18 protein-coding genes and 1 tRNA gene are annotated in these 23771 nt (G+C 58.3%); 9 read left to right on the top strand and 10 right to left on the bottom strand.

The window, feature by feature from the left end; genetic code table 11:
• Positions 1–27 precede the first annotated feature (27 nt).
• Positions 28–804 (bottom strand): enoyl-CoA hydratase, encoded by a 777-nt coding sequence (locus HG264_RS07440; RefSeq protein WP_169407069.1) that lies wholly within the window; start codon positions 802–804, stop codon positions 28–30.
• A gap of 200 nt (positions 805–1004) precedes the next feature.
• On the opposite strand from HG264_RS07440, the gene HG264_RS07435 reads away from it, so the two are divergent.
• The 6 genes from HG264_RS07435 (at position 1005) to HG264_RS07410 (ending at position 7486) form a co-directional block, all read left to right on the top strand.
• Positions 1005–2669 (top strand): AMP-binding protein, encoded by a 1665-nt coding sequence (locus HG264_RS07435; protein ID WP_169407068.1) that lies wholly within the window; start codon positions 1005–1007, stop codon positions 2667–2669.
• Between the two features lie 32 nt (positions 2670–2701).
• The gene (locus tag HG264_RS07430; protein WP_169407067.1) at positions 2702–3469 is read left to right on the top strand and encodes an SDR family NAD(P)-dependent oxidoreductase; all 768 of its coding nucleotides are present in this window, start codon (positions 2702–2704) and stop codon (positions 3467–3469) included.
• A 14-nt stretch (positions 3470–3483) separates the two neighbouring features.
• Entirely contained in the window at positions 3484–4266 is a 783-nt protein-coding gene (locus HG264_RS07425; protein WP_169407066.1) for an enoyl-CoA hydratase-related protein, read from the top strand.
• Positions 4267–4323: 57 nt separating this feature from the next.
• The gene (aliB, locus tag HG264_RS07420; protein WP_169407065.1) at positions 4324–5463 is read left to right on the top strand and encodes a cyclohexanecarboxyl-CoA dehydrogenase; all 1140 of its coding nucleotides are present in this window, start codon (positions 4324–4326) and stop codon (positions 5461–5463) included.
• Between the two features lie 63 nt (positions 5464–5526).
• Entirely contained in the window at positions 5527–6018 is a 492-nt protein-coding gene (locus HG264_RS07415; RefSeq protein WP_169407064.1) for a MarR family winged helix-turn-helix transcriptional regulator, read from the top strand.
• 220 nt (positions 6019–6238) lie between these two features.
• Positions 6239–7486: an OprD family porin gene (locus tag HG264_RS07410; protein WP_169407063.1), complete on the top strand. Its 1248-nt coding sequence runs from the start codon at positions 6239–6241 to the stop codon at positions 7484–7486.
• Positions 7487–7544: 58 nt separating this feature from the next.
• On the opposite strand, the gene norR is transcribed toward HG264_RS07410, so the two are convergent.
• Positions 7545–9098, bottom strand: a complete 1554-nt coding sequence (norR, locus tag HG264_RS07405; RefSeq protein WP_169407062.1) for a nitric oxide reductase transcriptional regulator NorR — start codon at positions 9096–9098, stop codon at positions 7545–7547.
• A gap of 315 nt (positions 9099–9413) precedes the next feature.
• Between norR and hmpA the strand changes: the two genes are divergently transcribed.
• The gene (gene hmpA, locus HG264_RS07400; protein ID WP_169407061.1) at positions 9414–10592 is read left to right on the top strand and encodes an NO-inducible flavohemoprotein; all 1179 of its coding nucleotides are present in this window, start codon (positions 9414–9416) and stop codon (positions 10590–10592) included.
• A 62-nt stretch (positions 10593–10654) separates the two neighbouring features.
• Here hmpA and HG264_RS07395 read toward each other — a convergent pair whose 3' ends face one another.
• From HG264_RS07395 to HG264_RS07360, 8 genes are all read right to left on the bottom strand, one after another.
• Positions 10655–11032 carry a GreA/GreB family elongation factor gene (locus tag HG264_RS07395; protein ID WP_169407060.1) on the bottom strand — a complete coding sequence of 126 codons (378 nt, stop codon included), beginning with the start codon at positions 11030–11032 and terminating at the stop codon, positions 10655–10657.
• 242 nt (positions 11033–11274) lie between these two features.
• Positions 11275–12507: an acyltransferase family protein gene (locus HG264_RS07390; RefSeq protein ID WP_169407059.1), complete on the bottom strand. Its 1233-nt coding sequence runs from the start codon at positions 12505–12507 to the stop codon at positions 11275–11277.
• A gap of 6 nt (positions 12508–12513) precedes the next feature.
• Positions 12514–13287 (bottom strand): acyltransferase, encoded by a 774-nt coding sequence (locus HG264_RS07385; RefSeq protein ID WP_169407058.1) that lies wholly within the window; start codon positions 13285–13287, stop codon positions 12514–12516.
• A 208-nt stretch (positions 13288–13495) separates the two neighbouring features.
• Positions 13496–13569: transfer RNA gene (locus HG264_RS07380), tRNA-Gly, on the bottom strand.
• 81 nt (positions 13570–13650) lie between these two features.
• The gene (locus HG264_RS07375) at positions 13651–14901 is read right to left on the bottom strand and encodes a cytochrome P450 (RefSeq protein WP_169407057.1); all 1251 of its coding nucleotides are present in this window, start codon (positions 14899–14901) and stop codon (positions 13651–13653) included.
• A 71-nt stretch (positions 14902–14972) separates the two neighbouring features.
• Positions 14973–15971 carry an LLM class flavin-dependent oxidoreductase gene (locus HG264_RS07370; RefSeq protein ID WP_169407056.1) on the bottom strand — a complete coding sequence of 333 codons (999 nt, stop codon included), beginning with the start codon at positions 15969–15971 and terminating at the stop codon, positions 14973–14975.
• Between the two features lie 93 nt (positions 15972–16064).
• On the bottom strand, positions 16065–18407 hold the full coding sequence (locus tag HG264_RS07365; RefSeq protein WP_169407055.1) for an EAL domain-containing protein: 2343 nt from the start codon (positions 18405–18407) through the stop codon (positions 16065–16067).
• The gene (locus HG264_RS07360; protein WP_169407054.1) at positions 18404–20038 is read right to left on the bottom strand and encodes a tetratricopeptide repeat protein; all 1635 of its coding nucleotides are present in this window, start codon (positions 20036–20038) and stop codon (positions 18404–18406) included. Before HG264_RS07360 ends, HG264_RS07365 begins: the two co-directional genes overlap by 4 nt.
• Before the next feature lie 226 nt (positions 20039–20264).
• Here HG264_RS07360 and flhA point away from each other — a divergent pair, with 226 nt between their 5' ends.
• The gene (flhA, locus tag HG264_RS07355; RefSeq protein WP_169409049.1) at positions 20265–22385 is read left to right on the top strand and encodes a flagellar biosynthesis protein FlhA; all 2121 of its coding nucleotides are present in this window, start codon (positions 20265–20267) and stop codon (positions 22383–22385) included.
• A gap of 31 nt (positions 22386–22416) precedes the next feature.
• Entirely contained in the window at positions 22417–23763 is a 1347-nt protein-coding gene (gene flhF, locus HG264_RS07350; RefSeq protein WP_169407053.1) for a flagellar biosynthesis protein FlhF, read from the top strand.
• The last annotated feature ends 8 nt before the right edge of the window (positions 23764–23771 follow it).

Here is a 23771-nt window from a genome sequence, read left to right as displayed (position 1 = left end):
GCCCGCCCGGCATCGTATCGCGTCACGTCAGCGATGCCGCCACTCGGGCTGGCGCTTATCGATAAACGCCTGCATCCCTTCCTTCTGGTCTTCGGTGGCGAAGCTGGCATGGATCAACCGGCGCTCGAACTGAATACCTTCTGCCAGTGTTGTCTCGAACGCCCGGTTTACCGCTTCCTTGTTCAGCATGGCCGCCATACCCGAATTAGCGCTTATCGCTGCCGCAGCGCTCAACGCTTCTTCGAGCAGCTTGTCGGTCGGGACGATGCGGCTGATCAGTCCGCTGCGTTCGGCTTCTAGTACGTCCATGGTGCGGCCGGTCAGGCACATGTCCATCGCCTTGGCCTTGCCCACTGCGCGAGCCAACCGTTGGGTACCGCCAGCGCCGGGCAGGGTGCCCACTTTGACTTCCGGCTGGCCGAAACGGGCGTTCTCAGCGGCGATGATGAAATCGCACATCATCGCCAGTTCACATCCCCCTCCAAGCGCCAGGCCGGCTACCGCAGCGATCACCGGTTTGCGGCAACGCGCAGCCTGTTCCCAGTTGGTGGTTACGAAGTTGTTCAGGTAGGCATCGGAAAAGGACATGTTGCGGATTTCCGATATGTCCGCGCCGGCGGCGAAGGCTTTCTCATTGCCGGTAATGACCATGGCGCGGATCGCTGAATCCTGTTCGAAGGCGCGTAAGGCGTTTCCCAACTCATCCATCAGAGCATTATTGAGCGCGTTGTGGACGGCCGGGCGGTGCAGTCGGATCAGGCCGATCGCGTCATGGGTTTCCACCTGCAGGTTGCGGTAAGTCATTTGTTTTCCTTTTTTATTCAAGTGAGCACGCGCCGAGCAAACCCTGATGGGCCGGGTCGTTTTATTCTAGGTAAGAAAATAATTAAAGACAACATGTTGACATAATGAGCCTGTGGTCCTAATGTTTTGTTCAACAGGCAGCGCCTTACTGGGCGTCAGGTCTGACCCTACAAGAACAATTATTGTCACCGGGAGATAGCATGATTATTTCAACGTCTGGTTTCGCCGAACGTCGGGAAGAGATGATTCGAGTTGGTGCATGGAATGACAGGATCATTACTGAATATCTAGATGATATTGTCTCCGAGACGCCTGATTCCACAGCGGTTGTCAGTTACCGGGTAGCCACTGATGAGCGTACGGAGCTCACCTATGGTCAGCTGGACGCTATTTCCCGGCGAATGGCGGCAGGGTTGGCGGCGCTCGGCGTGGCAAAGGGCGAAGTGGTGTCCTGTCAGTTGCCGAACTGGTGGGAAATGATCGCTCTGAATCTGGCCTGCGCACGCATAGGCGCGGTGCTCAATCCGTTGATGCCGATCTTCCGGGAGCGCGAGCTGCGCTTCATGCTGGCCCATGCCGAAACCCGTGTATTAGTGGTGCCGCAAACCTTCCGTAATTTCAATTACGCGGACATGGTCGCGGGCATTCGCGCTGACCTACCAAGTCTCAAACAGGTTCTGGTGATAGGTGGCGAGGGTGACGACAGCTTCGAGACAGTACTGCTCGATCGTGCCTGGGAAGAGGAAACCGACACCGCGGCGCTGTTCGCTGAGCGCAAGCCATCGGCGGACGATGTCATTCAGCTGCTGTTTACCTCGGGCACGACCGGCGAGCCCAAGGGTGTTCTGCATACCTCCAACACCCTGTTCAGCAACGTGCAGCCCTATGCTGAACGCCTGCACCTGAACGCTGACGACGTGATCATGATGTCCTCGCCGATGGCGCACCAGACCGGCTTTTTGTATGGCGTGCTGATGCCTGTCTACCTCAAGGCACGGGTGGTGTTGCAGGATATCTGGGATGCGAAAGCCTTTGGCCGCATCGCGCGGGCTGAGAAACCGACTTTCACCATGGCCTCAACGCCGTTCCTGGCAGATCTGATCGACACTGCGCCGACCGCCACCGGCAACCTTGATTCTCTGCGCATTTTTGTTTCCGCCGGGGCACCTATTCCAGGCGCGCTGGTTGAGCGTGCTGCGGGCGTGCTGCCTGCCAGGATCATTTCCGCCTGGGGCATGACTGAGAATGGCGCTGTCACCATGACCCATCCGGAAGATGATGCATCACGCTCTATTCATAGCGATGGCGTGGCGCTGCCCTATATGGAGGTCAAGGTTGAAAACGACCAACACGAACAGCTGGGCGCAGGACAGGAAGGCAATCTTCTGGTTCGCGGCGCAAGTCTGTTTGTCGGTTACCTCAAGCGGCCCGAGCTCTACAGCGTGGATAACGAAGGCTGGTTCGCCACTGGCGACCTGGCGACCATCGATGCGGATGGCTACATCCGTATCACCGGCCGGACCAAGGACGTGATCATCCGTGGCGGCGAGAACATACCGGTGGTGGAGATCGAGAACCTGCTTTACAAGCACCCCGGCATTTCCGCGGTCGCCCTGGTTGGTTGTCCCGACCAGCGCCTCGGCGAACGGATGTGCGCCTACGTCACTCTGCACAACGGTTATACCGACCTCACACTCGATGAAGTGACGACCTTCCTATCCAACCAGGGCGTATCGCGCAATTACCTGCCGGAGCATCTGCAGGTGATGCAGGAATTGCCCCGCACGCCCTCCGGAAAGATCCAGAAATTCAAGCTGCGCGAAATGGCGCAGGACATCGAAATCGCACCGGCCAAACGCGCCTGAGCTCCCATTTCCAGATAACAGAGAGGTTCGTCATGAAAGGTCTTAACGGAAAAACAGTCATTGTCACCGGCGGTGGCGGCGGTATCGGCCGTGCAGTCTGTGCTCGTTTTGGGGAAGAAGGCTGCAACGTTGCAGTGCTTGATCGCGACCAGGCGGCCGCGCAGGCCACTGTGGATCTGATCACCGAGCATGGCGGCAAGGCCAAGGCCTATGCAGCGGATATCACCGACTACGCCGCAATTGAGTCCACTGTCGGGGCAATCGAAGCGGACTTCGGCGTGCCGACCGTACTGGTTAACAATGCAGGCTTTGATCGCTTCATGCCGTTCCTCAAGACCGAGCCGCAGATGTGGGAGCAGCTCATCGCCATCAACCTGACCGGTGCGCTGAATATGCATCACGTTGTGCTGCCGAAAATGCTCGAGGCGGGTGGCGGCAAGGTGGTCAATATTGCGTCCGACGCAGCGCGCGTGGGTTCCTCCGGGGAGGCGGTCTACGCCGCGTGCAAGGCCGGGCTGGTCGGGCTGAGCAAAACGCTGGCCCGCGAGCTGGCCACCAAGAACGTCACCGTGAATGTGGTATGCCCCGGCCCGACGGATACCGCGTTACTCAAGGGCGTGGCGGACACTGCCAACAATCCCGAGAAGCTGCTTGAAGCATTCAAGAATGCTGTGCCGATGCGGCGCCTCGGTCAGCCCGAAGACTTCCCCGGCATCATTGCTTTGCTGTCCAGCGACGATGCGAATTTCATTACAGGCCAGGTGATCAGCGTATCCGGCGGCCTGACCATGGCCGGCTAACAGGAGAAAACAACATGAACTACGAAGATATCCTCTACGAAGAAAAAGACGGCGTCGCGACCATCACGCTCAACCGCCCGGAGCGCTACAACGCCTTCCGTGGCCAGACCTGTATGGAATTGCTGGATGCCTTCAACCGCGCCGGATGGAACAAGAATGTAGGTGTGATCGTACTCACCGGTGCTGGCGACAAGGCCTTTTGTACCGGCGGTGATCAGGGCGCCCATGACGGTCAGTACGACGGTCGCGGCATCATTGGTCTGCCGGTGGAGGAGCTGCAGACGCTGATCCGTCAGGTGCCCAAACCGGTCATCGCCCGCGTTAACGGCTTCGCAATCGGCGGCGGCCATGTGCTGCACGTGGTATGTGATCTGACCATTGCCTCGGATAACGCCATTTTCGGCCAGGCCGGTCCCAAGGTCGGTTCGGTCGATCCGGGCTTTGGTACGGCTTATCTGGCCCGCGTTATTGGTGAAAAACGTGCCCGGGAAATCTGGTACCTGTGCCGCAAGTACACCGCTCAGCAGGCAATTGAATGGGGCCTGGTCAACGCGGTTGTGCCGCAGTCCGAGCTCGACGCTGAAGTGCAGAAGTGGTGCGACGAGATTCTAGAGAAGAGCCCGACAGCATTGTCGATTGCCAAGCGTTCGTTCAACGCCGACAGCGAGAATATCGCCGGTATCGGTGCGCTGGGTATGCAGGCGCTGAGTCTGTACTACGACACCGACGAGTCGAAGGAAGGTGCCAAGGCCTTCCTCGAAAAGCGCAAGCCCGACTTCCGCAAATTCTATAAATAACAGCAGGATGCCGGCGGTCCGCCGCCGGTAAAACCCAGCCGGGTTTGGAGACCAGATATGAACTTTGCATTCAGTGACGAACAGAACGCCATCCGCGAAAGCGTCGCGCGGTTTAGCGCCGAGGTGCTCGCGCCAGGTTACCGCAAGCGTGACAAGGAAGGCAGGATTGAGCGTGAGACGATCCAGCAGATGGGCGAAATGGGTTTTCTCGGCGGAGAGCTGCCCGCAGAATTCGGTGGCAGCGATCTGGATTGCATGACCAGCGGCATTATCATCGAGGAAATGGCCAAAGGTGATTTCAACGTGGCCTATATTCCGCTGTTGACGTCCCTGAATGGCCAGATTATTGCCAGCCACGCAGCGCCGGATCTCGCACGCGAATGGCTAGGCGCTATTACTGCAGGTCGCAAGGTAGCCTGTATTGCATTGACCGAGCCGCAGGGCGGGTCCGATGCAGCCAACCTGCGTTTGAAGGCAGAGCGACGTGGCGATGTCTTTGTGCTCAATGGCGAGAAAACCTCCATTTCGATGGCTGACCAGGCCGACGTCGCGGTGGTTTTTGCCCGCACCGGGACTGTCGAACAGCGCGCCAGCGGCATCAGTGCCTTCCTGGTACCGATGGACTTGCCGGGAGTGACTACCACCCGTTTTGAAGACGCCGGCCAGCGGGCTATTGGGCGCGGTTCGATCTTCTTCGATAACGTCGAGGTGCCGGCGGCAAATATGCTTGGCGATGAGGGAAAAGGCTTCAAACAGGTGATGCAGGGCTTCGATTACAGTCGTGCGCTGATTGGTTTGCAATGTCTGGCATTGGCCCAGGTGTCGCTGGACGAAACCTGGCGATGGCTGACAGAGCGTCAGGCTTTCGGGCAACCTTTAGCGGGATTCCAGGGGCTGACCCACCCGCTAGCCGAATACCAGACGTTCGTGCATGCTGCCCGATTGCAGTGTTTTAATGCGCTGTGGCTGAAAGACAATGGTCTGCCGCACAGCACCGAAGCGGCAATGAACAAGTGGTGGGGGCCGAAGTTGTCCTTCGATGTGATCAATCAGTGCCTGCTGGCGCACGGTCATACCGGTTACGGTGAGGACCTGCCCTTCGGTCAGCGCCTGCGTGACGTGCTGGGCTTGCAGATCGGCGATGGCACCGCACAGATCATGAAGAACATCATCACCCGCGAAACCCTGAAAAAATGACGCTCCGCCGCTGTGGTGTGCGGGGCTGGCAAACTTGACCGGATACCGGAGCAACGGGGATCTATGAAACATGATGAACGAGACGGAGTAGCGAACAGGTTGTTTTTCCGTCTGTTCCAGACGGGGAACACTCTGCAGCGTCAGGTTCAGAACGAAATGGGCATTAGTACCGTGCAATGGGCGGTGCTCGGAGCGCTGTCACGTCAGGGATATGAGCAGGGCATTTCATTCAACAAGTTGACAGAATATCTCGTGGTTAGTCGTCAGAGCCTGGACGGCGTACTCAAGCGCATGGAGCGTGACAAGCATGTGCTGCGCATACCCCATCCGGACGACGGGCGGGCCCGTCTGGTAGTCATGACCAAGCAGGGTCGTGAGTACTGGGAGCAGCTACAGGAGAAAATCTATGAATTCTATGCGCAAGGCTTGAAAAGCCTGCCCTTCGACGATGCCGTGAGCCTGTTGCATTACCTGAATCGGGTTCAAACAGACCTGGCGGATGTCTCCCTTGAACGCATCGGGCCAGAGGTCGAACAGCTTATAAAACAAGAATGATTTTGCAAATGGGATCGCATTAAATCCCCTGCTGACCGGCCTTTGTTGCCGGTCTTTTTTTTGCGCTGAATTAAATTAAAGTAATGATCTTGACATAATGCGGAGTGAGACTTTAACGTCTGGTTGTGTCCAGAAAAAACCGATACCGCGCTGGCACGTAGGTTGTCAGCGTTTCCCGATTTTTCTGTCGCTCTCCACACAATAATAAAAGGTAAACATCATGTTTGTGCTGTCGCACCTGAAGCGAGCTATTTCTGTCTTTGCATTCGTTGCTACGATTCTGAATTCGACTGGCGCCTATGCCGAGTTAGTCGACGACAGCACGCTCAAATTGCAGCTCCGCAACTTCTATATGAACCGCGATTTCAGGGACAACCCGAGCGGTCAAAGCAAGGCCGAGGATTGGGGGCAGGGGTTCATGCTGCGCCTGAACTCGGGGTTCACCGAGGGCACTGTGGGTTTTGGTGTGGATGCGCTGGGCTTGGTGGGCATCAAGCTGGATTCGGGGGATGGCACCAGCGGCACGGGTGCCTTGCAGCGCAACTCGGCAGGGCAACCCTCCGACAATTTCAGCTCACTGGGTCTGACTGCCAAGGCCCGCGTCTCGCAGTCGCTGGTTACCCTGGGTACGCATGAACCCCTGTTGCCGATTGCCTACCGCAATGACACCCGATTATTGCCGCAGACCTTCGAAGGCGCTCAGCTGGCGTTCAACGAAATTGATGATCTGAGCGTGCTCGCCGGTCAGTTTCGCAGCACCCGTTTGCGTGATTCATCCAGCCGTGAAGATATGGTGATGTTTGCTGACGGCTCAAGCGGCGGCGTGGCGAGCAACCGTTTCAACTACGCCGGGGCGACCTGGCAGCCGAGCCCGACACTTACCGGCACCTGGTTCTACGCCAGGATGCAAGACAACTACAGTCAGCACTACGCCAACATTCTGCATGACTGGAAACTGACCGAGAATCTTACCCTGCGCTCGGATATCCGCTACTTCGACAGCAGTGATCAGGGCGGTACCAATGTCGACAACCAGAACCTGGCGGGTATGTTCACTTTGCTTCGCGGGGGGCATGCGCTAGGCCTGGCCTGGCAGGAACAGGATGGCGACACCGGCATGCCGTTCATTTCGGGCGGTACCGATCCCTGGGCGCTGAACACCGTAACCTACCAGCACTTTCTACGGGCCGAGGAAGATTCCTGGCAAGTACGGTATAGCTACGATTTTGCCGCAGCGGGCATTCCCGGCCTCAAGCTGATGGCGCGCTATGTCAGGGGTGATAACTTCGAGATTGGCGGTCTTGATGCGAAGGAATGGGAGCGTGACGTGGACATCGGGTACACCGTACAGACCGGTCATTTCAAAGGCGTTAGCCTCTTATGGCGCAACGTAGCCTACCGTGGCAGTCACACTACCGACATCGATGAGAACCGGGTTATCCTCGGATACACGTTCAATATCTGGTAGCGATATCGCGCGGACGCCGTCGCGATGGCGTCCGCGTGACGCGCCGAGCTGGCGTAGGTCATATACCCAGTCTTTTCTTCAAACGGGCGAAATTGCCCCGGTCCATTCCCAGCTCCCGTGCAGCTCGCGCCTGATTATTATCGTGACGCGCCAATGCATTTCGAATCACTTCGACCTGGAACCGGTCGGTTGCCTGGCGCAGCGTCAGGTCCGGCTCAATGGCCGCTGTGGTTGAGCCGGACACGGCGGATGGTGACTGAGCGAGTGCAAGCGAGCCGGGGGCGCCGAGATCCAGCAAATCGGCCGTTATGCTCAACAGGCGGCGGGTGTCGCCTGCCTGCGCCTGAACCTTGAGCACCGCACGGCTGATCACGTGCTCCAGCTCGCGTACGTTGCCCGGCCAGGGGTAGGCGAGCAGGGCATCCCTTGCCGACGGGTCGAGCCGTAGGCCACGTAAACCAATGCGTCGCCTGTTCTGTTCGAGAAAGTGCCCTGCTAGCAGCAACACATCCTTCTGCCTGCTGCGCAAACTGGGGACTTCGATCGGGTACACGCTGAGCCGGTGATAGAGGTCGGCGCGGAAACGTCCTTCCGCTACTTCTCTGTGCAAATCCCGGTTGGTCGCTGCAACGATACGCACGTCCGCTTGCAGGTGACTGTCGCTACCGACGCGTTGAATCTCACCGCTCTGCAAGGCGCGCAGCAATTTTGGCTGAACTGTAAGCGGCAGTTCGCCGATCTCGTCGAGGAACAGCGTGCCGCCGTGCGCCAGCTCGAACTTGCCCACCCGGTTTTGCACTGCCCCGGAGAACGCCCCCTTGGTATGCCCGAAGAGTTCGCTCTCAACCAGGTTCTCCGGTAATGCAGCGCAGTTCACGTAGATCAGTGGTGCTTGCGTGCGGGTGGAAAGGGCATGCAGACGTCGGGCAACCAGTTCCTTGCCAACGCCGGTTTCGCCGGTAATCAGCACAGCGAGATCTGATTGGGCAACCATCTCGATTTCCTGCTCAAGCTGTTGCATCGCCTTGCTGCGGCCAATCAGCTCCTGCGGGCTGTGTTCCGACACCAGCGCCTGGGTCATCAGCTGATGACGTTCGGCACGCGTCTGAAGCTGGTTTGTGAGCTCGGCGACATGCACTACTGCTTCTGCCAAGCGTGCGATGAACCGCAGTGTGCTGGGCTCTATTGCATCAAACGCGTCCGGGCTCAGGGCATCGAGGGTCAGTACGCCCCAGGGCGCATGATCCAGACATAGCGCAACGCCCAGGCAGTCATGGACATGTAGATCGCCTGTTACTTCGCTCAGGAGTCCGTCATAGGGGTCGGGCAAACCTGAGTCGGACGGAAAGCGGACCGGCTCATGACTGAGCAGAATCTTTGCCAGCCGTGGGTGGGAGTCGACCATGAAATGACGGCCAAGGGTGTCGGTGCTCAGCCCGTCGACTGCCTGGGGAACAAGCGCGGCCCCGCGCAGTTGCAGCAAAGCTACGGCGTTGCAGGGCAGCGCTTGCCGAATAGCTTCGAGAAATCGCTGAAACCGTCGGGCGGGCGGGTGATGCTGCGCAAGATCGGCAATCACCTGCAGCAACGGGTATGGGATATCTGTTGTCATAAGGACACGCCCGTAGTCTTTTCAACTTGGATGATGCGTTGTTCTATGGACAACACGGCGTGCGAGCCGTGCAAATCTGCGTGGTTTTAGCTGGCACGGTAAGTGCTTTCATCCTTCTCTTTGGACGCAAGAGTCCTGAGCAGCTGCCGCGTCGGCAGGCCGACTGTCAGCGGCACAAGCCGAGCGCTACGGCTCTAACGCTCTTTGGACGCAAGAGTCCTGAGCAGCTGCCGCGTCGGCAGGCCGACTGTCAGCGGCACAAGCCGAGCGCTACGGCTCTAACGCTCTTACAACTAATCAGCCTAGAGAGAGACCATGCTGTCACAACACAGTAAAGACATCATCGCAGCCACCCTCCCGGCGGTGCAGGAGCACGCCAGTACCATCACATCGGTCTTTTATCCGCTCATGTTCGAGCGTTACCCGTCGGTCAAGGACTATTTCAATGAAGCGCACCAGCGTCAGGGCACTCAGCCCCAGGCACTGGCCAATGCCGTAGTCGCTTACGCAGCCAACCTCGACCGTCTGGAAGCACTTGGCGATGCGGTATCGCTGATCGTGCAAAAGCACGTATCGCTGAATATCCAGCCGGACCACTATCCTATCGTCGGCGAGTGTCTATTGGCCGCAATCAAGGAAGTTCTGGGCGAAGCTGCCACCGATGAAGTCTTGCAGGCCTGGGGTGAAGCCTATGGACAGTTGGCAGAGATTTTCATAGTTGCCGAAGAGCAGCGCTATCAGCAGAACGAGCACAAGGCCGGGGGCTGGCGTGGTGAACGCAGCTTCACCGTTGAGCGCAAGGAGAAGGAAAGTGAAGTCATCACTTCGTTCTACCTGGTTCCGACGGATGACGGCCCGCTGATGGAATTCATCCCCGGGCAGTTCACCTGTGTGATCGTGGACGTGAACGGGCGAAGCCTGCGTCGTAACTATTCACTTTCTGATCGGCCCGGTGTTGGCCATTACCGTATCAGCGTCAAGCGCGAAGCCGACGGGCATGTGTCCAACTATCTGCACGAACACATACAGGTTGGCGACACCATCAGGCTGACTGCACCGAGCGGCGACTTCGTACTCAACCAGCAGAAACGGCCGCTGGTACTGCTGACGGGCGGGGTCGGCATCACGCCAGCAGTCAGCATGCTGCAGCCGGCGCTCGAGAGTGGTCGGGAAGTCCATTTCCTGCATGGCGCGCTGAACAGTCGCCATCATGCGTTTCGCGATCATGTAGATGCGCTGGCCGCGCAGCACGACAACCTCAATGTGCACTATGTCTACAGCGATCCGTTGCCGGATGACCAGGCGCACGCTACGGGGTTCTTTGACCTCGACAAGCTAAGCAAGATGCTGCCCAGCGACCCGGATATGGATGTTTATTTCCTCGGGCCCAAGCCGTTCATGCAAACCTGTCGCAAGCTGCTGAACGAATTGGGTGTGCCGGCGGAGAACCAGCGTTATGAGTTCTTTGGCCCGCTGGAGGAGCTGTCTGCCTGAGTGCCTTGAACGCTCAGCTGGCGTCAGTCCGGTCATGAATGCCCGGACTGATGCTCAGCGCTTTATTCTGGCGGCTGTCTCACTTCCACAACCAGCAGGCGAAACCCTCCGCAATAACTCGGAAGAGAGACGACCTGGCCTGGCTCGCTACAGAGCAGTACCGAGCCGACCGGAGAAAATATCGAGATGCGGCCGCCCCCGGCATCACTCTCACCATGGCCTGTCAGCTCCACTTCGAGAAAGCTGTCATTTTCCATATCCAGCAGTTTGAGCTGGCTGCCAATCTGAGCTTTGCGCTGCAAACTACCGGGACGGTCATGATCAAGCTGATCCAGTTTGCCAATGACCATGGCCAGCTCTCTCGGACCAATCATCGACCAGCGAATGCTGTGATTGAATGACGACTGTGGCGATGGGGAAGCGTACTTATGCAACGTCATGTGAACTCCTGGACGCAACAATACCGCGGCTGAAGATGCCGCTTTCAAAACGTTGAGATTAACCGCCGGGTACGGCTGACCGCCCCGGCTCAGGCCAGAAAGGTGAAGGGTGCTTTGTAGGTGATCTGATGACTGTTTCGCATTGGCACTCCGTGGTGCAGATGACGCAGGACGCAACCATAAGCCATTGCAGAATAAATGCAACCACAGTCCGGCAGGCGGTGCAGAAGGAGCGTGCAGCTTTATGGGTCCTGCCCAACGCTGGCCTGTACGTGGCTGTCAGTCGGTTTCGCAAATACCCTTTCGAATAAGGGAATCAGACGATTCCCGCCCCGCTCATTCAGATGGTCGTCGTCATAATAAAGTGGCAGACCGTTTTCATCGCCATAACAGGCGATCTCATCGCAGAGAAAGGGGGTGGGATCAAGGACCTGGGCGTTACATTTTTCGACTGCCTGCCCCAGGGTGTCCAGAGCAAACTGATGCCTTTGCAGATAATCCTGAGTCGTGATGCTTACTCGCGTGGGCTTGCCTAGCTGAGCGGCCCTGCCCATTGTTTTTGGCACGTCCAGTATCAACTCGGGAATAGGGCCCAGAATGAACACGTCCCTGGTTTTGCTGAACTCACATACGGTTTGAACGAAGCTCTCCTTCATTTCGTTTCTATAGGTTTCGTCCCGGGCCGTTCGAAGTTCTGACAGGTATTTACTGGGCGGCTGAATACCGGGGCCAGGCCCTTCGTTCTGCCCGAAAAGCAGGCCTGAGAGCCTGTTTACGATAATCAGCGGGACGTGCGGCTCAATATCAGCGTTCAGCAATAACGCCTGTTCGATAAACGCCTCGCAGGGAAAGTCGGGATCGTTAGCCTTCTTCAGTCCCCGTATCGTCTGGCAGGTGTTGAGCGTCCAGTCCAGTACGTGCAGCTGCTCGGAGGGCAGAGCCTTCTCGACCGAGCGAACGACGGAAGCGGCATGGCTGTCGCCGATGACAATGGCTCCGAGCGTGTCCCCTCCGTAGGTACAGCCGGGGACGTTTCGTCCGTCTACGGCATGGCATTCTTCCATGCGCGGATTCCTGTTCTCGGCTTCGGCGAATATGCCTTCGACCTCGGCAGATAGCCGACCAGGCACGCCGTTCTGCAAATAGATACCGACGCCCGGCGCGGCTGCGAGCGCTGCCGCGCATGCCAGTACGCTTGTGGTCGCCGTCACGGGCATCTTCAACCGTGACCGTGTGGGACCTTCCACCAACCTGAATGACAGCCAGCCCAACAAGAACGTGAGGATCAGACTGCAGAGGATGGCGATGGTATCGCCCTGTAAACCTAGATAAACGAGCGCGACAGCAAGGGGCCAATGCCACAGATACAGGGAATAGGACCAATCGCCTATCCGCTGAATCACTACGTGGCCGGATAGCAACGCCTTTTGTCGTGCGGCGACCAGCACCATCGCGGTCCCTAGTACAGGTAGCAATGCTTTCTAGCCTGGCCAGACCGTAGTGGAATCAAATGCCGCAATCGACAGCACGATGAAGCCGAAGCCCGCACCGTATAGCCATTGGCGGGCCCGCTCAGCGAGCGACAGCCGGTCCGCCAAAAGAAAGACCAGTCCTCCCGCCAGCATTTCCCAGGCGCGGGTGGGAAGCAGGTAGAAGGCCGCGCCTGGGTGGGTGTCGGAAATGAAGACGGATAGCGCCAGCGAAAGGATAACAAGCGCCAATGCCGCGAGGGTGGCTGCCTTTCTGCCAGGAGCAAGCTTCCAGACCAGCATAAGGACAAGTGGCAATATCAGGTAGAACTGCCACTCAACTGACAGCGACCAGGTATGTAGAAACCATTTTTCATGCGAGGCGGTGTCGAAGTACCCCGCTTCAGCCCAGAACTTGAAGTTGGATAGAAACCCCACTGCGGAGGTTGAATGAACCCCGAGGGATCGGTATTCGATAGCTGGCAGGAAAAACCAGCCAATAGCGAGGAGCGCTAAACACAGAACCAGCAAAGCTGGAATAATCCTGACGCCCCTGGCCAGATAAAAACCTATCAACGAAAAGGAATTGCTGGTCTCTGAGCGGGGCTCTTCCAGCCCGCGGATGATGATTCCGGTCATCAGAAAACCCGAAATCACGAAGAAGATATCAACCCCTACGAAGCCGCCAGCAAATCCGGGCACGTGGAAGTGAAACAGTATGACCGAGACGACCGCCCATGCGCGCAGACCGTTGATGTCATCCCTGAATGTTCTGGTCGGCTTCATATGTCCGCCCCGGTTTCCCTGATATAAAAGCGATGCTACCTGAGGCGGCTTGCTAGAACCGTGACGTAGTTCTGCGAAAAGGCGAGAGAGAACGCGTGTAGGGGTTTAGAGGTTTACGCCGTGCAGGGGAGTGCCAATAGCAACGCAATGCAGCGTCTGCGGGAAATTAAATGCGGCGTCAGGGATATTGAATCGAACAATGCGGGAATGGAGCGGGTGAAGGGAATCGAACCCTCGTCGTAAGCTTGGGAAGCTTCTGCTCTACCATTGAGCTACACCCGCGTGCTGCGCATTCTATGCAGTTGTTGGGGGCTCGGCAAATACCTTTGGCAGTTATTTTCGGGTAGGCCCTGTTGCGCCAGGTCAATCGGTTCGCTTGATCTGGCGGATGATGAATCGACTTTCGGGAATGGCCGGCATGCGAGACATGTCAATGGATAGATCCTGAGGCACGACTTCATAGCTCATACCCTTCGTCAGCAGCCTGGTTGCGGACTTCATTAGTTCTATAGTCATCCATTCCCCTGCGCAGCGATGCCCGGATAAGAACTCGCCGCCCCCCTGGGGTAGAAAGTTGTGAGGGCTCTCGTCCCACTGCTCGAAACGTTCAGGTAGAAAACGCGTGGGTTGATCCCAGCTGCGCGGATCATGGTTGGTGCCGTAGATATCCAGAACGACCCAGCTGCCTTTGCTGAAATGCTCACCGTGCCAGTCAAAAGCCTGGGTGGCGTTGCCGGCTATGATCGGGAAAAAAGGATAGAACCGCCGCACCTCCTGGACAAAGGGCTTCAGCCAGCGCTCTTCATCCTGCAGCAGTTTATCGCGGTACTCAGGATGGCGATGTAACGCCAGCGCTATGAAGGTCACATAGCGAGCGACGGCGACTGTGGGTCTGAGCAGGTTGAGCAATTCGACGGCGGCGACCTTTGTGCTCAGTAATTCGCCATTGGACGCTCGATGCCGGGCAAGGATTTCGATAGGTCTATCAGGCTCTTCGGAGGAGGGCACCGCGCGTACCTGATCGATCAGATCCCGTGCCCAGCGTTCGGTGCGGGCGCGCAGCGCCAGACCTTTCCAGTTGCGCGGGCCAATTGCCCCGGCTCCCTCGATCATCGCGGACAGCTCACGGGTTCTATCGCGAACCTCAGCGTCCGGCAACGCTATACCTGCCCATTCGCACACTGCGCGGCAGATTATCTCTTCGGATTCATGATGCAGAGTAATGCCGGGACGTTGCGCCCATACTGACAAACGGTCGCGCCAGTAGCGCTCAAACAGCGAAACAATCTCACCGAGGCTATCCGGGCCCATCAATGACATGAACATCTTCTTGCGATGCTCATGCGCTGCGCCGTCCAAGGTCATCACGCTGCCGGTGTCCTGCAGCGACATCAGCGTCATCGGCGGCATAGCCATCTTGCGGGTGAAGCGTCCCGGCTCGTAGAACATGCGGGCTGCATCTTCACCCATGACGCAGGTGACCGGTCGGAGCATGATGCGCGTGTGGAAGGCATCGGTATTGTGTTGGGCGCAGCGTCTCGAGATAAAGCGGTAACCGTCCTTCAGTAGCGCCAGAGAAACGTCAAAGGTGTCGTCGCGTGGAATGGATTGCATCAGATACCCCTGTCAGCGCCGTCGATAGGGATATGGAAAGGGTGCCGGTTCAAAAGTTCGAGGCCGATACCTTAACGGGCCGAGGCTATCTGCATCAGGCGCTGGTAGCTGTCGTGTCGCAGCGTCTGGTCATAAATTGCGCTGGCCACAATCAGCTCATCAACCTGCGTGCGCTCCAGCAGCTCGTCCAATTGCTGCCCAACGGTTGCTTCGTCACCCACCAAGGTGCCAGCCAGCGTAGAAAGAACGCTGTGTTTTTCGTGCGGTTGCCAGAGGGCTTCCATGTCTTCAACCGGTGGCGGCAAAGGACCGGGGCGACCACGTATCAGGTTCAGAAAGGACTGCTGATGAGAGGTCGAAAGCCTATGCGCCTGCTCCTTGCTGGAGGCAACATAGGCATTGATGCCCAGCATCAAGTGAGGTTTGTCGAGAGTTTCCGACGGCTCGAAATGTTGGCGGTAGGTGCGAAACGCGGCGTGCATGTAGTCGGGTGAGAATTGTCCGGCGAAGGCGAACGGTAAACCCAGTTGTGCTGCCAGCTGCGCGCTGAAAGTGCTGGAGCCCAGCAGCCAGATTGGAACCTTGAGCCCTGCGCCCGGTACTGCTCGCAGGCGCTGGCCCGGCTCGGGTTCGGCGAACAGCTGGCGTAGCTGATCGAGTAATTCGGGAAAGTCACTGCCGTCTCCACGGCCACGTCGCAGCGCCTGGGCGGCTACCTGGTCGCTGCCCGGCGCGCGCCCCAGCCCGAGATCGATCCTGCCGGGGTAGAGTGACTCAAGGGTGCCAAACTGTTCGGCGATCTGCAGCGGAGCGTGGTTAGGCAACATGATGCCGCCGGATCCAATGCGTATGCGCTCGGTACCGGCTGCCAGATAACCCATGACCACTGAGGTGGCAGCACTGGCAATACCCGTCATGTTGTGGTGTTCGGCCACCCAGAAACGGTTATAGCCTTGCTGTTCTGCATATCTGGCCAACGCCAGGCTGTTGTGAAGCGCTTGCCTTGGTCCAGAACCTTCGGGAACAGGACACAGATCCAGGATCGACAACGGCACGACGGGGGAAGGCATACGCTACTCCTGCATTTCAGTGGCGCCGAGCATAGGACTGCCGGACGCTGCCATCAATGCTTGGATCCCTCTGCGGCTCAAGGTTCCGGCGCGCTAGACCAGCTCCACCTCGGTGATCAATACGCCGGCGGGCATCCCGATATAGGCGCCCTGTGCATAGTCGATTCCCAATGCCTGAACCTGCTCCAGCACTTCAGGGCTGTGCACGTATTCCGCCACGGTGTGAACGCCCATTTCCCTGGCCGACTGAACGATGCCTCGGGTGAGGGTCAGCGCATCTTCGCTGTCGTCGAGACGGCTGATCAGGCTGCCGTCAATTTTTATCAGATCGATATTCAGACGCAGCAGGTGTTCAAAGTTGGAGTAGCCCGTGCCGAAATCATCGATCGCGATGCGTGCACCCATGGCTTTCACCTTGTCGATGAACTCCCGAACCTGGCTGTAGTTTTCGATCCCCTGGGATTCCAGAATCTCAAAAATGACCCGGTTAGCCAGTTCGTTCCCGTCCAGTTGTTCGAGGATGAACGAGGTGAGCTCAGCGTCGAGCAGATCCTCACAGCACAGGTTGACCGAAAAATCGTATCGGCAGTTGGCGAAACGCTGGAAGCACTGTTCGATCATTGCCCGGGTGATGAATCGGTACAGGCGAATCTTCTTGGCAATCGGCAGGAATTGTTCAGGGCTGACCGCGTGCCCGTTGAGGTCAATCATCCGCGCGAGGCATTCAAATTTGTCGATGCGCCCGCTGCGGACATCGAGGATCGGCTGAAAGAACGGAACGATGCGGCCTTCGTCGAGAGCGTTCTTCAGGCGATTGGCCCAGATCAGGTTCTGCTCATAGCCTTCACGTACCCGGTTAGCCGGATCATAAACGAAGTGGCTGACGCGGCTGAGACGGGCCAGTTTGAGCGCCATGCTTGCAGAGGGCAGCAACTGTTCGCCGTTCATCCGTGAATTGTCAGGCTGTACCGTGCTGGCCGCGCCGATAGTAGCGTTCAGGGGGATATCATGGCCTTGCCAGGTGATATCCATCAGCGTGATGAACTTGGCCACCTCTTCCAGACGTGGCGGCAGCGAGGCGGGGGCGTGGTGCCCGGGGATAACGATCGCCATCTCATCCCCAGGCATGCTGTACAGCTGACAATTGCGCCAGGCGGCCCGGCTCGTCATGAAACGTTGCAAAGCTTCAGCCAGTTTGATGATGACGTGGTCGCCGCACTCGTGGCCGTAAAAATCATTGACCTGCTTGAACGCATCCAGATTGAGTAGCAGCAGGGCGGCTGAGTCGGTCTTGCGCAGGTCCTCAAGCAACTTTTCCCGGTTCGGCATCCTGGTCAGTGAGTCGGTATACAGATTGCTCAGCTGGCGCAGCGTGCCGGCGATGATATAGAGCACCAGCCCGGCGAGTATCAGGAAAATAATGCCGATGATCGCTGCGATACGCAGATTGCGCTCGCGCATGGGTGTCATGGCGGCATCTATTTCTGCCTTGGGCACGCCGATACCGAACACCATACCCGCGACGGTCTCCGAAAAGAACAGTGCGTAGGGTTCATCGTTCACCGTCAGCGTCATGCGCTGCATCGGAGAGGCGATCAAGGGGCTGGAAAGAATATCCGGCGGCTGGATCTTGTTGGTTTGCTTGTGTAGTTCGCTGCGTGAAATGGCGTCCATCAGCTGTTGTGCGCGGCGTACATCATCGGCGCGGGACAGGCTGGACAGGTTGCGATTGTCGGAGTCGATCAGGAAGGAGAAGGTGCCGGGTGTGACTTCCACGCGGCTGACCATGCGGATGATCTCATCTGCTCGCCAGTCGGTGGATGCCAGGCCAATGACCTGCTGCTGTTCATCGCGTATCGGCGTGCTGAGGCTGACTACAACCTTGTCCGTGCTTGAGTGGTAATAGGCGGGGCTCCAGTAGAATCGAGTTCCCATATCCCAGATACGCTCATTGGGAGGCTCGATCTGCGCATACCAGTCGCGCTCGGCATAGTTGATATCATCGCTTACCACTTCCAGCTGATCCCCGACCTTAAAACCGTAAACGGCGAAAGGCCCCGGCTGGTAGGCGTCAGGAGCAAACCAGATTCCGCCACCGCTCACGCCCTCGACATCATTCAGCGTCTGCGCCAGGGCTTCTTCCAATTCCTGCTTGTTATGCCGGCCGGTCAGGGATTGCTGTTTGCCGAAAAGCTGCCCCATGCGCGCCAGCTCGCGGGTGTTCTGCTCCATCAACCGGTGATGTGCATTGATACGGTCCAGATTGGCATGGAAGGTGTCAGCGATCTGATGCTGGCGCAGTTGCGACATGGTTTTCTGGGCAAAGTCCAGGTTGAGGCTGGACATGAGCCACATGCCGATGATGAAAAGGCCGACCAAAAGCCCGAGAACTATCATGATGGACCGTTTGACCGGAGTCATTCCTTCGACTCTCACGAACGTCTGCCTCGCATGTCCGACTGGACTCGTTGTTGCCCGAGCTGGAGTTGCTCGGGTGTCAGGGATCTGGCGATCCGCTCAAGGTGGGACCGCGCGCGGGTTTCGCCATTGAGCAGGGCTTTGCTGAGCCAGACGTACGCTTCAAGCGCTTCCTGGCCGTCAGGGGTACCCTGGGCGTAGCTCAGACCGAGTGTGTACTGTGCCTCGGCAGATTGTTGGGCAGCGGCTCGCTTGAGCCACTCTCTGGATTTGCTGGCATTGGGTTGTGCACCGGAGCTGTACTGCTCGGCCAGGGCCAGCTGGGCTGCCAGATGGTTCTGCGCTGCAGCTTGCTCAAGGTGTTGTAGTGCCCTGGCCTGGTCAGGTTCCGTGCCCTTGCCTTGTAGGTAAGCCTGGCCGGCGCGGAAACGCGCTTCGGCCAGGCCCTGGCTTGCGGCCTGTTCAACCAGCTCAAGCGCGCGCGCCTCGTCGCGTACCGCGCCTTCACCCTTGGTATAAAGATCAGCCAGCAATAGCTGGCCGGGACCATACCCCTGCTCGGCGGACAACTTTGACCAATGAACAGCAGCATCGGCTTCATTACTGATACGTGCCAGCGAGGCGATATGATGCTGCGACTTGGCATCGCCGGCACGGGCAGCCGACAGGCAGGCGCCGTGCGCCTCCTGATAGTTACGGATGGCGAACAGCAGGTAGCAGTTATTGGCGTGTTTGCGGCTATCCTTGTCGAGCGTAGAGCCGGGTTTGGATGTTGACGCGGGCTTTGCGGCGGGCGCTGCGGTGGTGGCTGGTGCAGGTGCTGGCGCGGGCTGAGTGGCAGCTGCCACCTGCGGCCTGGATGCAGCGGATTCAGCCCCGGCCTGTTTGCGTTCCGTTTCAGATGTGGCAGATGGCGGTGCTTCGGCGGCGCGCGCTACCGTTTCAGTGGTGCTTGTAGAGGCTGTACGTGTTTCGGCAATAGGGGCGCGCGCAGCGGCCGAATTGTCGGATGCCCCGGCGGGTTGCTCGGTGGCCTTGCTGACCTGCATGCCGGCCTCGTTGACGGGCGGCTTGGCTGCGGCTCGACTGCTCGAACCGTCCCTGGCGTCAGGCTGTTTTGCTTCCGGCTGCGGATCCGTCACTTTGGATATTGCCGAAACGAGACCGACCATAAAAGGCGGGAACGGGCTATAGGACTGGGCCGGACTGTACTTGGCGAGGGCTTTATTTACGCGCCGCTCGAACGCGTTGACCTGGGCGTAGCAGGAGTGGCTGTATAGCTCCTTCAGCTGGGCCAGGTTTTCGACAGTAGGAGCCATATCGGCGTAGCGTTCACCGACCTCGTCACAACGCTTGTCCCGTTCCCTGGCGACGCGTTGGCGGTGCGGAATATATCGAAGATCAATAGGACGTTCCGCCAGATAATCCGTAAGCGGATCGATCCTTGGCTGAGCCAGCAGTTTGTCTACTTCCTGCGTACGAGCCTCTTCCGAGGCGTTCATTCCATCGATGAAGTCCGTCAGGTTCTGTTTCTGTTCTGCAATAACTTCGGCCGGCTTGGACAACGGTGTCTGTTGCCCGGGCGTGGTTACGCAGCCTGCAACGCTCAGCGTCACGCAGGCGAGTACTGTTTTGGGTATTAAGCGCATCTACTTTCTCTATTCCAGTCGGCGTATGCCGTTTTGGTCGCTACCTTGCCGAGAATGTGATTTTGATGTCATGAGCCAACATTATCACTGCTAGGACGCGGTTTTAGTCGGTTGGTTCATATTCCGTAAGCTCGACACTGTTCTCAACTGGAACGCTTCTTGCGTAAGGGTCTGTCACACCCTTTTCAGCGTCAATTAATTGTTCAGGAAGCGCTAGCGCATGGCAGTGGATCGTTCCCAGATGATGAGCAACATGCGAACCGGATTGGCTGGGCTGCGCCATGGCAGCCTCGGCGTGCCAATCCTGTTGCTGGTCATGCTCGGCATGATGATGCTGCCGGTGCCGCCGTTTCTTCTGGACGTGTTTTTTACCTTCAACATCGCGCTGTCGCTGGTGGTGTTGCTGGTCTGCGCCTATGCGCTTCGCCCGTTGGACTTTGCCGTCTTCCCGACCATTCTGCTGGTCTCCACGCTTTTGCGCCTGGCGCTGAACGTAGCCTCGACCCGGGTTGTACTTCTCTACGGACACGAAGGTGGAGATGCAGCGGGCAAGGTGATTCAGGCCTTCGGCGAAGTAGTGATCGGTGGTAACTATGTGGTTGGTCTGGTGGTTTTCGCCATCCTGATGATTATCAACTTCGTGGTCGTCACCAAAGGCGCTGGTCGCATTTCGGAGGTGAGCGCACGCTTTACCCTGGATGCCATGCCGGGCAAGCAAATGGCCATCGATGCGGACTTGAATGCCGGCATCATCGATCAGGAGCAGGCCAAGCTACGCCGCAGTGAAGTAGCCCAGGAAGCTGACTTCTACGGCTCGATGGATGGTGCCAGCAAATTTGTCCGTGGCGACGCCGTAGCCGGTTTGATGATTCTGTTCATCAACGTCATCGGCGGGTTGGCCATCGGCATGGCCCAGCACGGATTGTCGTTCGCTGACGCTGGGCGCATCTACGTGCTTCTGACCATCGGTGATGGCCTGGTTGCGCAGATTCCTTCGCTGTTGCTGTCCACTGCCGCGGCAATCATGGTGACCCGCGTTTCGACTTCAGAGGACATGGGCGCGCAGGTGCAGCGTCAAATGTTTGCCTCGCCCAAGGCGCTGGGGATTGCCGCAGCGATTCTGGTGCTCATGGGCTTGATCCCAGGCATGCCGCATGTGTCCTTTCTGAGTCTGGGCGCGCTGGCTGCTGCCGGTGCGTACTGGATTGCGCAGAAGCAGAAAGCCAAGCTTGAAGAGGTTGCCGAAACAGAGCGCAAGGAATCCCAGGTGCCGGCAACGCAGCGCCCTGAGACCCGCGAACTCGGCTGGGAAGACGTGACGCCGGTTGACATGGTCGGTCTTGAGGTCGGCTATCGCCTTATTCCGCTGGTGGACCGCAACCAGGGTGGGCAGTTGCTGGCGCGCATCAAGGGTGTACGCAAGAAGCTGTCGCAGGATCTGGGTTTCCTCATGCCCTCGGTACACATCCGAGACAACCTCGATCTCGCTCCGAATGCCTACCGCGTGACGCTGATGGGCGTCGGGGTGGCAGAAGCCGAGGTCTATCCGGACAAGGAGCTGGCGATCAATCCGGGTCAGGTATTCGGTGAGATCAAGGGGATCGCGGGCAAGGATCCGGCCTTTGGCCTGGAGGCGGTGTGGATTGAGGTCATGCAGCGCGATCAGGCCCAGTCACTGGGGTACACGGTGGTCGATGCCAGCACCGTGGTTGCTACCCACCTTAACCAGATCCTGCACAAGCATGCCCACGAGATGATTGGTCACGAAGAGGTTCAGCAACTGCTGCAGGTGCTGGCCAAGGCTTCGCCGAAGCTGGCCGAAGAGCTGGTGCCCGGGATGATCTCGCTGTCTGGTCTGCTCAAGGTGCTGCAGGGTCTGCTGGAAGAACAGGTGCCGGTACGTGACATCCGGACCATCGCTGAAGCCATCGCCAACCAGTCGGGGCGGAGTCAAGATACTGGCGCCCTGATCGGCGCTGTGCGGGTCGCATTATCCCGCTCCATCGTGCAAAGCATTGTAGGGCTTGACGCCGAGCTCCCTGTGATCACGCTTGAGCCCAGGTTGGAACAGATATTGCTACAGAGTGTTCAGAAGGCGGGGCAAGGCGCGGAAGAAGGCGTCATGCTCGAGCCGGGCATGGCCGAGAAGCTGCAGCGGTCACTGGCAGATGCGGTACAGCGGCAGGAGGTTCAGGGCAAGCCAGCCATCGTTCTGGTAGCCGGACCGATCCGCGGGATGATGGCCAAGTTCGTTCGCTATGCGGCGCCAGCGGCCAATGTACTGTCCTACCAGGAAATACCGGACAGCAAGCAGGTCACCATCGTTGCGACGGTGGGCCAACAATGAATAGTCAGTACCAGGACAGGTGAGGTCAGCCATGAAAGTAAAACGTTTCTTTGCCGCTGATATGCGTCAGGCGATGAAGTTGGTGCGCGACGAAATGGGCGCGGACGCCTCCATCATCGCTAACCGCCGGGTCGCCGGCGGCGTGGAACTGACAGCGGCGCTGGACTATGAGGCGCCTCGCGTGACCCCACCCACACCTGGCCTGGATCAGGAACTGAAGAAAACCCAGGAGCGCATCGTCAAGGCGCGTGCCCAGCTGGCCGAAGGCGGGCAGTCTGCAGACGGCCCCCAGGTCAACCGCCAGTTATTCGGCGAAGCCATGCGTCAGGCTGTTGAGCAGGGCTCGCCCGTTGCGCAGCAGCTGCTGGCACGGCTGCAGAACGAACACGCCGCTGAGGCCCCACCGCAAGCCCGTGTGAGCACAGCTCCACAAGCAGAGGTTGGGGAAAGCGGTATCGGTGCAATGCGCGCCGAACTGGCAGGCCTGCGTGAAATGCTCGAGACCCAGCTGGGCAACATGGCCTGGGGGCAGATCAATCAGCAAAATCCCCATCAGGCCAGCTTGTGGCGTCGGCTTACCCAGCTCGGCCTGCCGGCAGGGCTGAGCAAGCAATTGATGGCTAAAGTGGCTGATGTGACCGATATCCGTCAGGCCTGGCGCATGCTGCTGGCGCATCTGTCTCATAGCATTCCGGTCATCCGGGACGAACTGATCGATCAGAACGGTGTGATTGCGCTGGTTGGCCCGACAGGCGCCGGCAAGACCACCAGTCTCGGCAAGCTGGCAGCACGGTATGTGCTCAAACACGGCAGTCAGCATGTTGCGCTGGTCACCATGGATACCTTCCGGATTGGCGCGCATGAACAGTTGCGTACGCTTGGACGTATTCTGAATGTACCGGTGCGGGTGGTTGATGAGCAGAACAGTCTGACTGATGTGCTCAAGGAGTTTGCCGGCAAGCGCATGGTGCTGGTCGATACAGCCGGCATGCAAGGTCAGGATCCGCAACTGCGTAGTCAATTGAACGAGCTGGCGGCGCAGGGGCAACGGGTGCGGACCTTGCTGGTGCTGGCCGCGACGAGCCAGTACCAGGTGTTGAAGTCCGCCTACCATCATTACAAGTCCTGCGGATTGTCCGGTTGTATCCTGACCAAGATCGATGAGGCTGCCACGCTGGGTGAGTCCCTGGGTCTGGCTATGGAACAAGCTTTGCCGGTAGCCTATATGGCAGATGGCCAGCGCATTCCGGACGACATCTGTCAAGCGGTCGGACACAAGCTGGTCAGTCGCGCGGTGAACATGGCCAGCCATGCTGGCGAAGCGCCTGCTGACGAGGCGATGGGTAATGTCTTTGCAGGTATACTGCATGCAGGTTAAGAGCCGGT

This window comes from Pseudomonas sp. gcc21, assembly GCF_012844345.1.
GTDB lineage: Bacteria > Pseudomonadota > Gammaproteobacteria > Pseudomonadales > Pseudomonadaceae > Halopseudomonas.
Note: the sequence above shows the minus strand (reverse complement) of the source record. Positions and strands in the feature narration are given on the sequence as shown.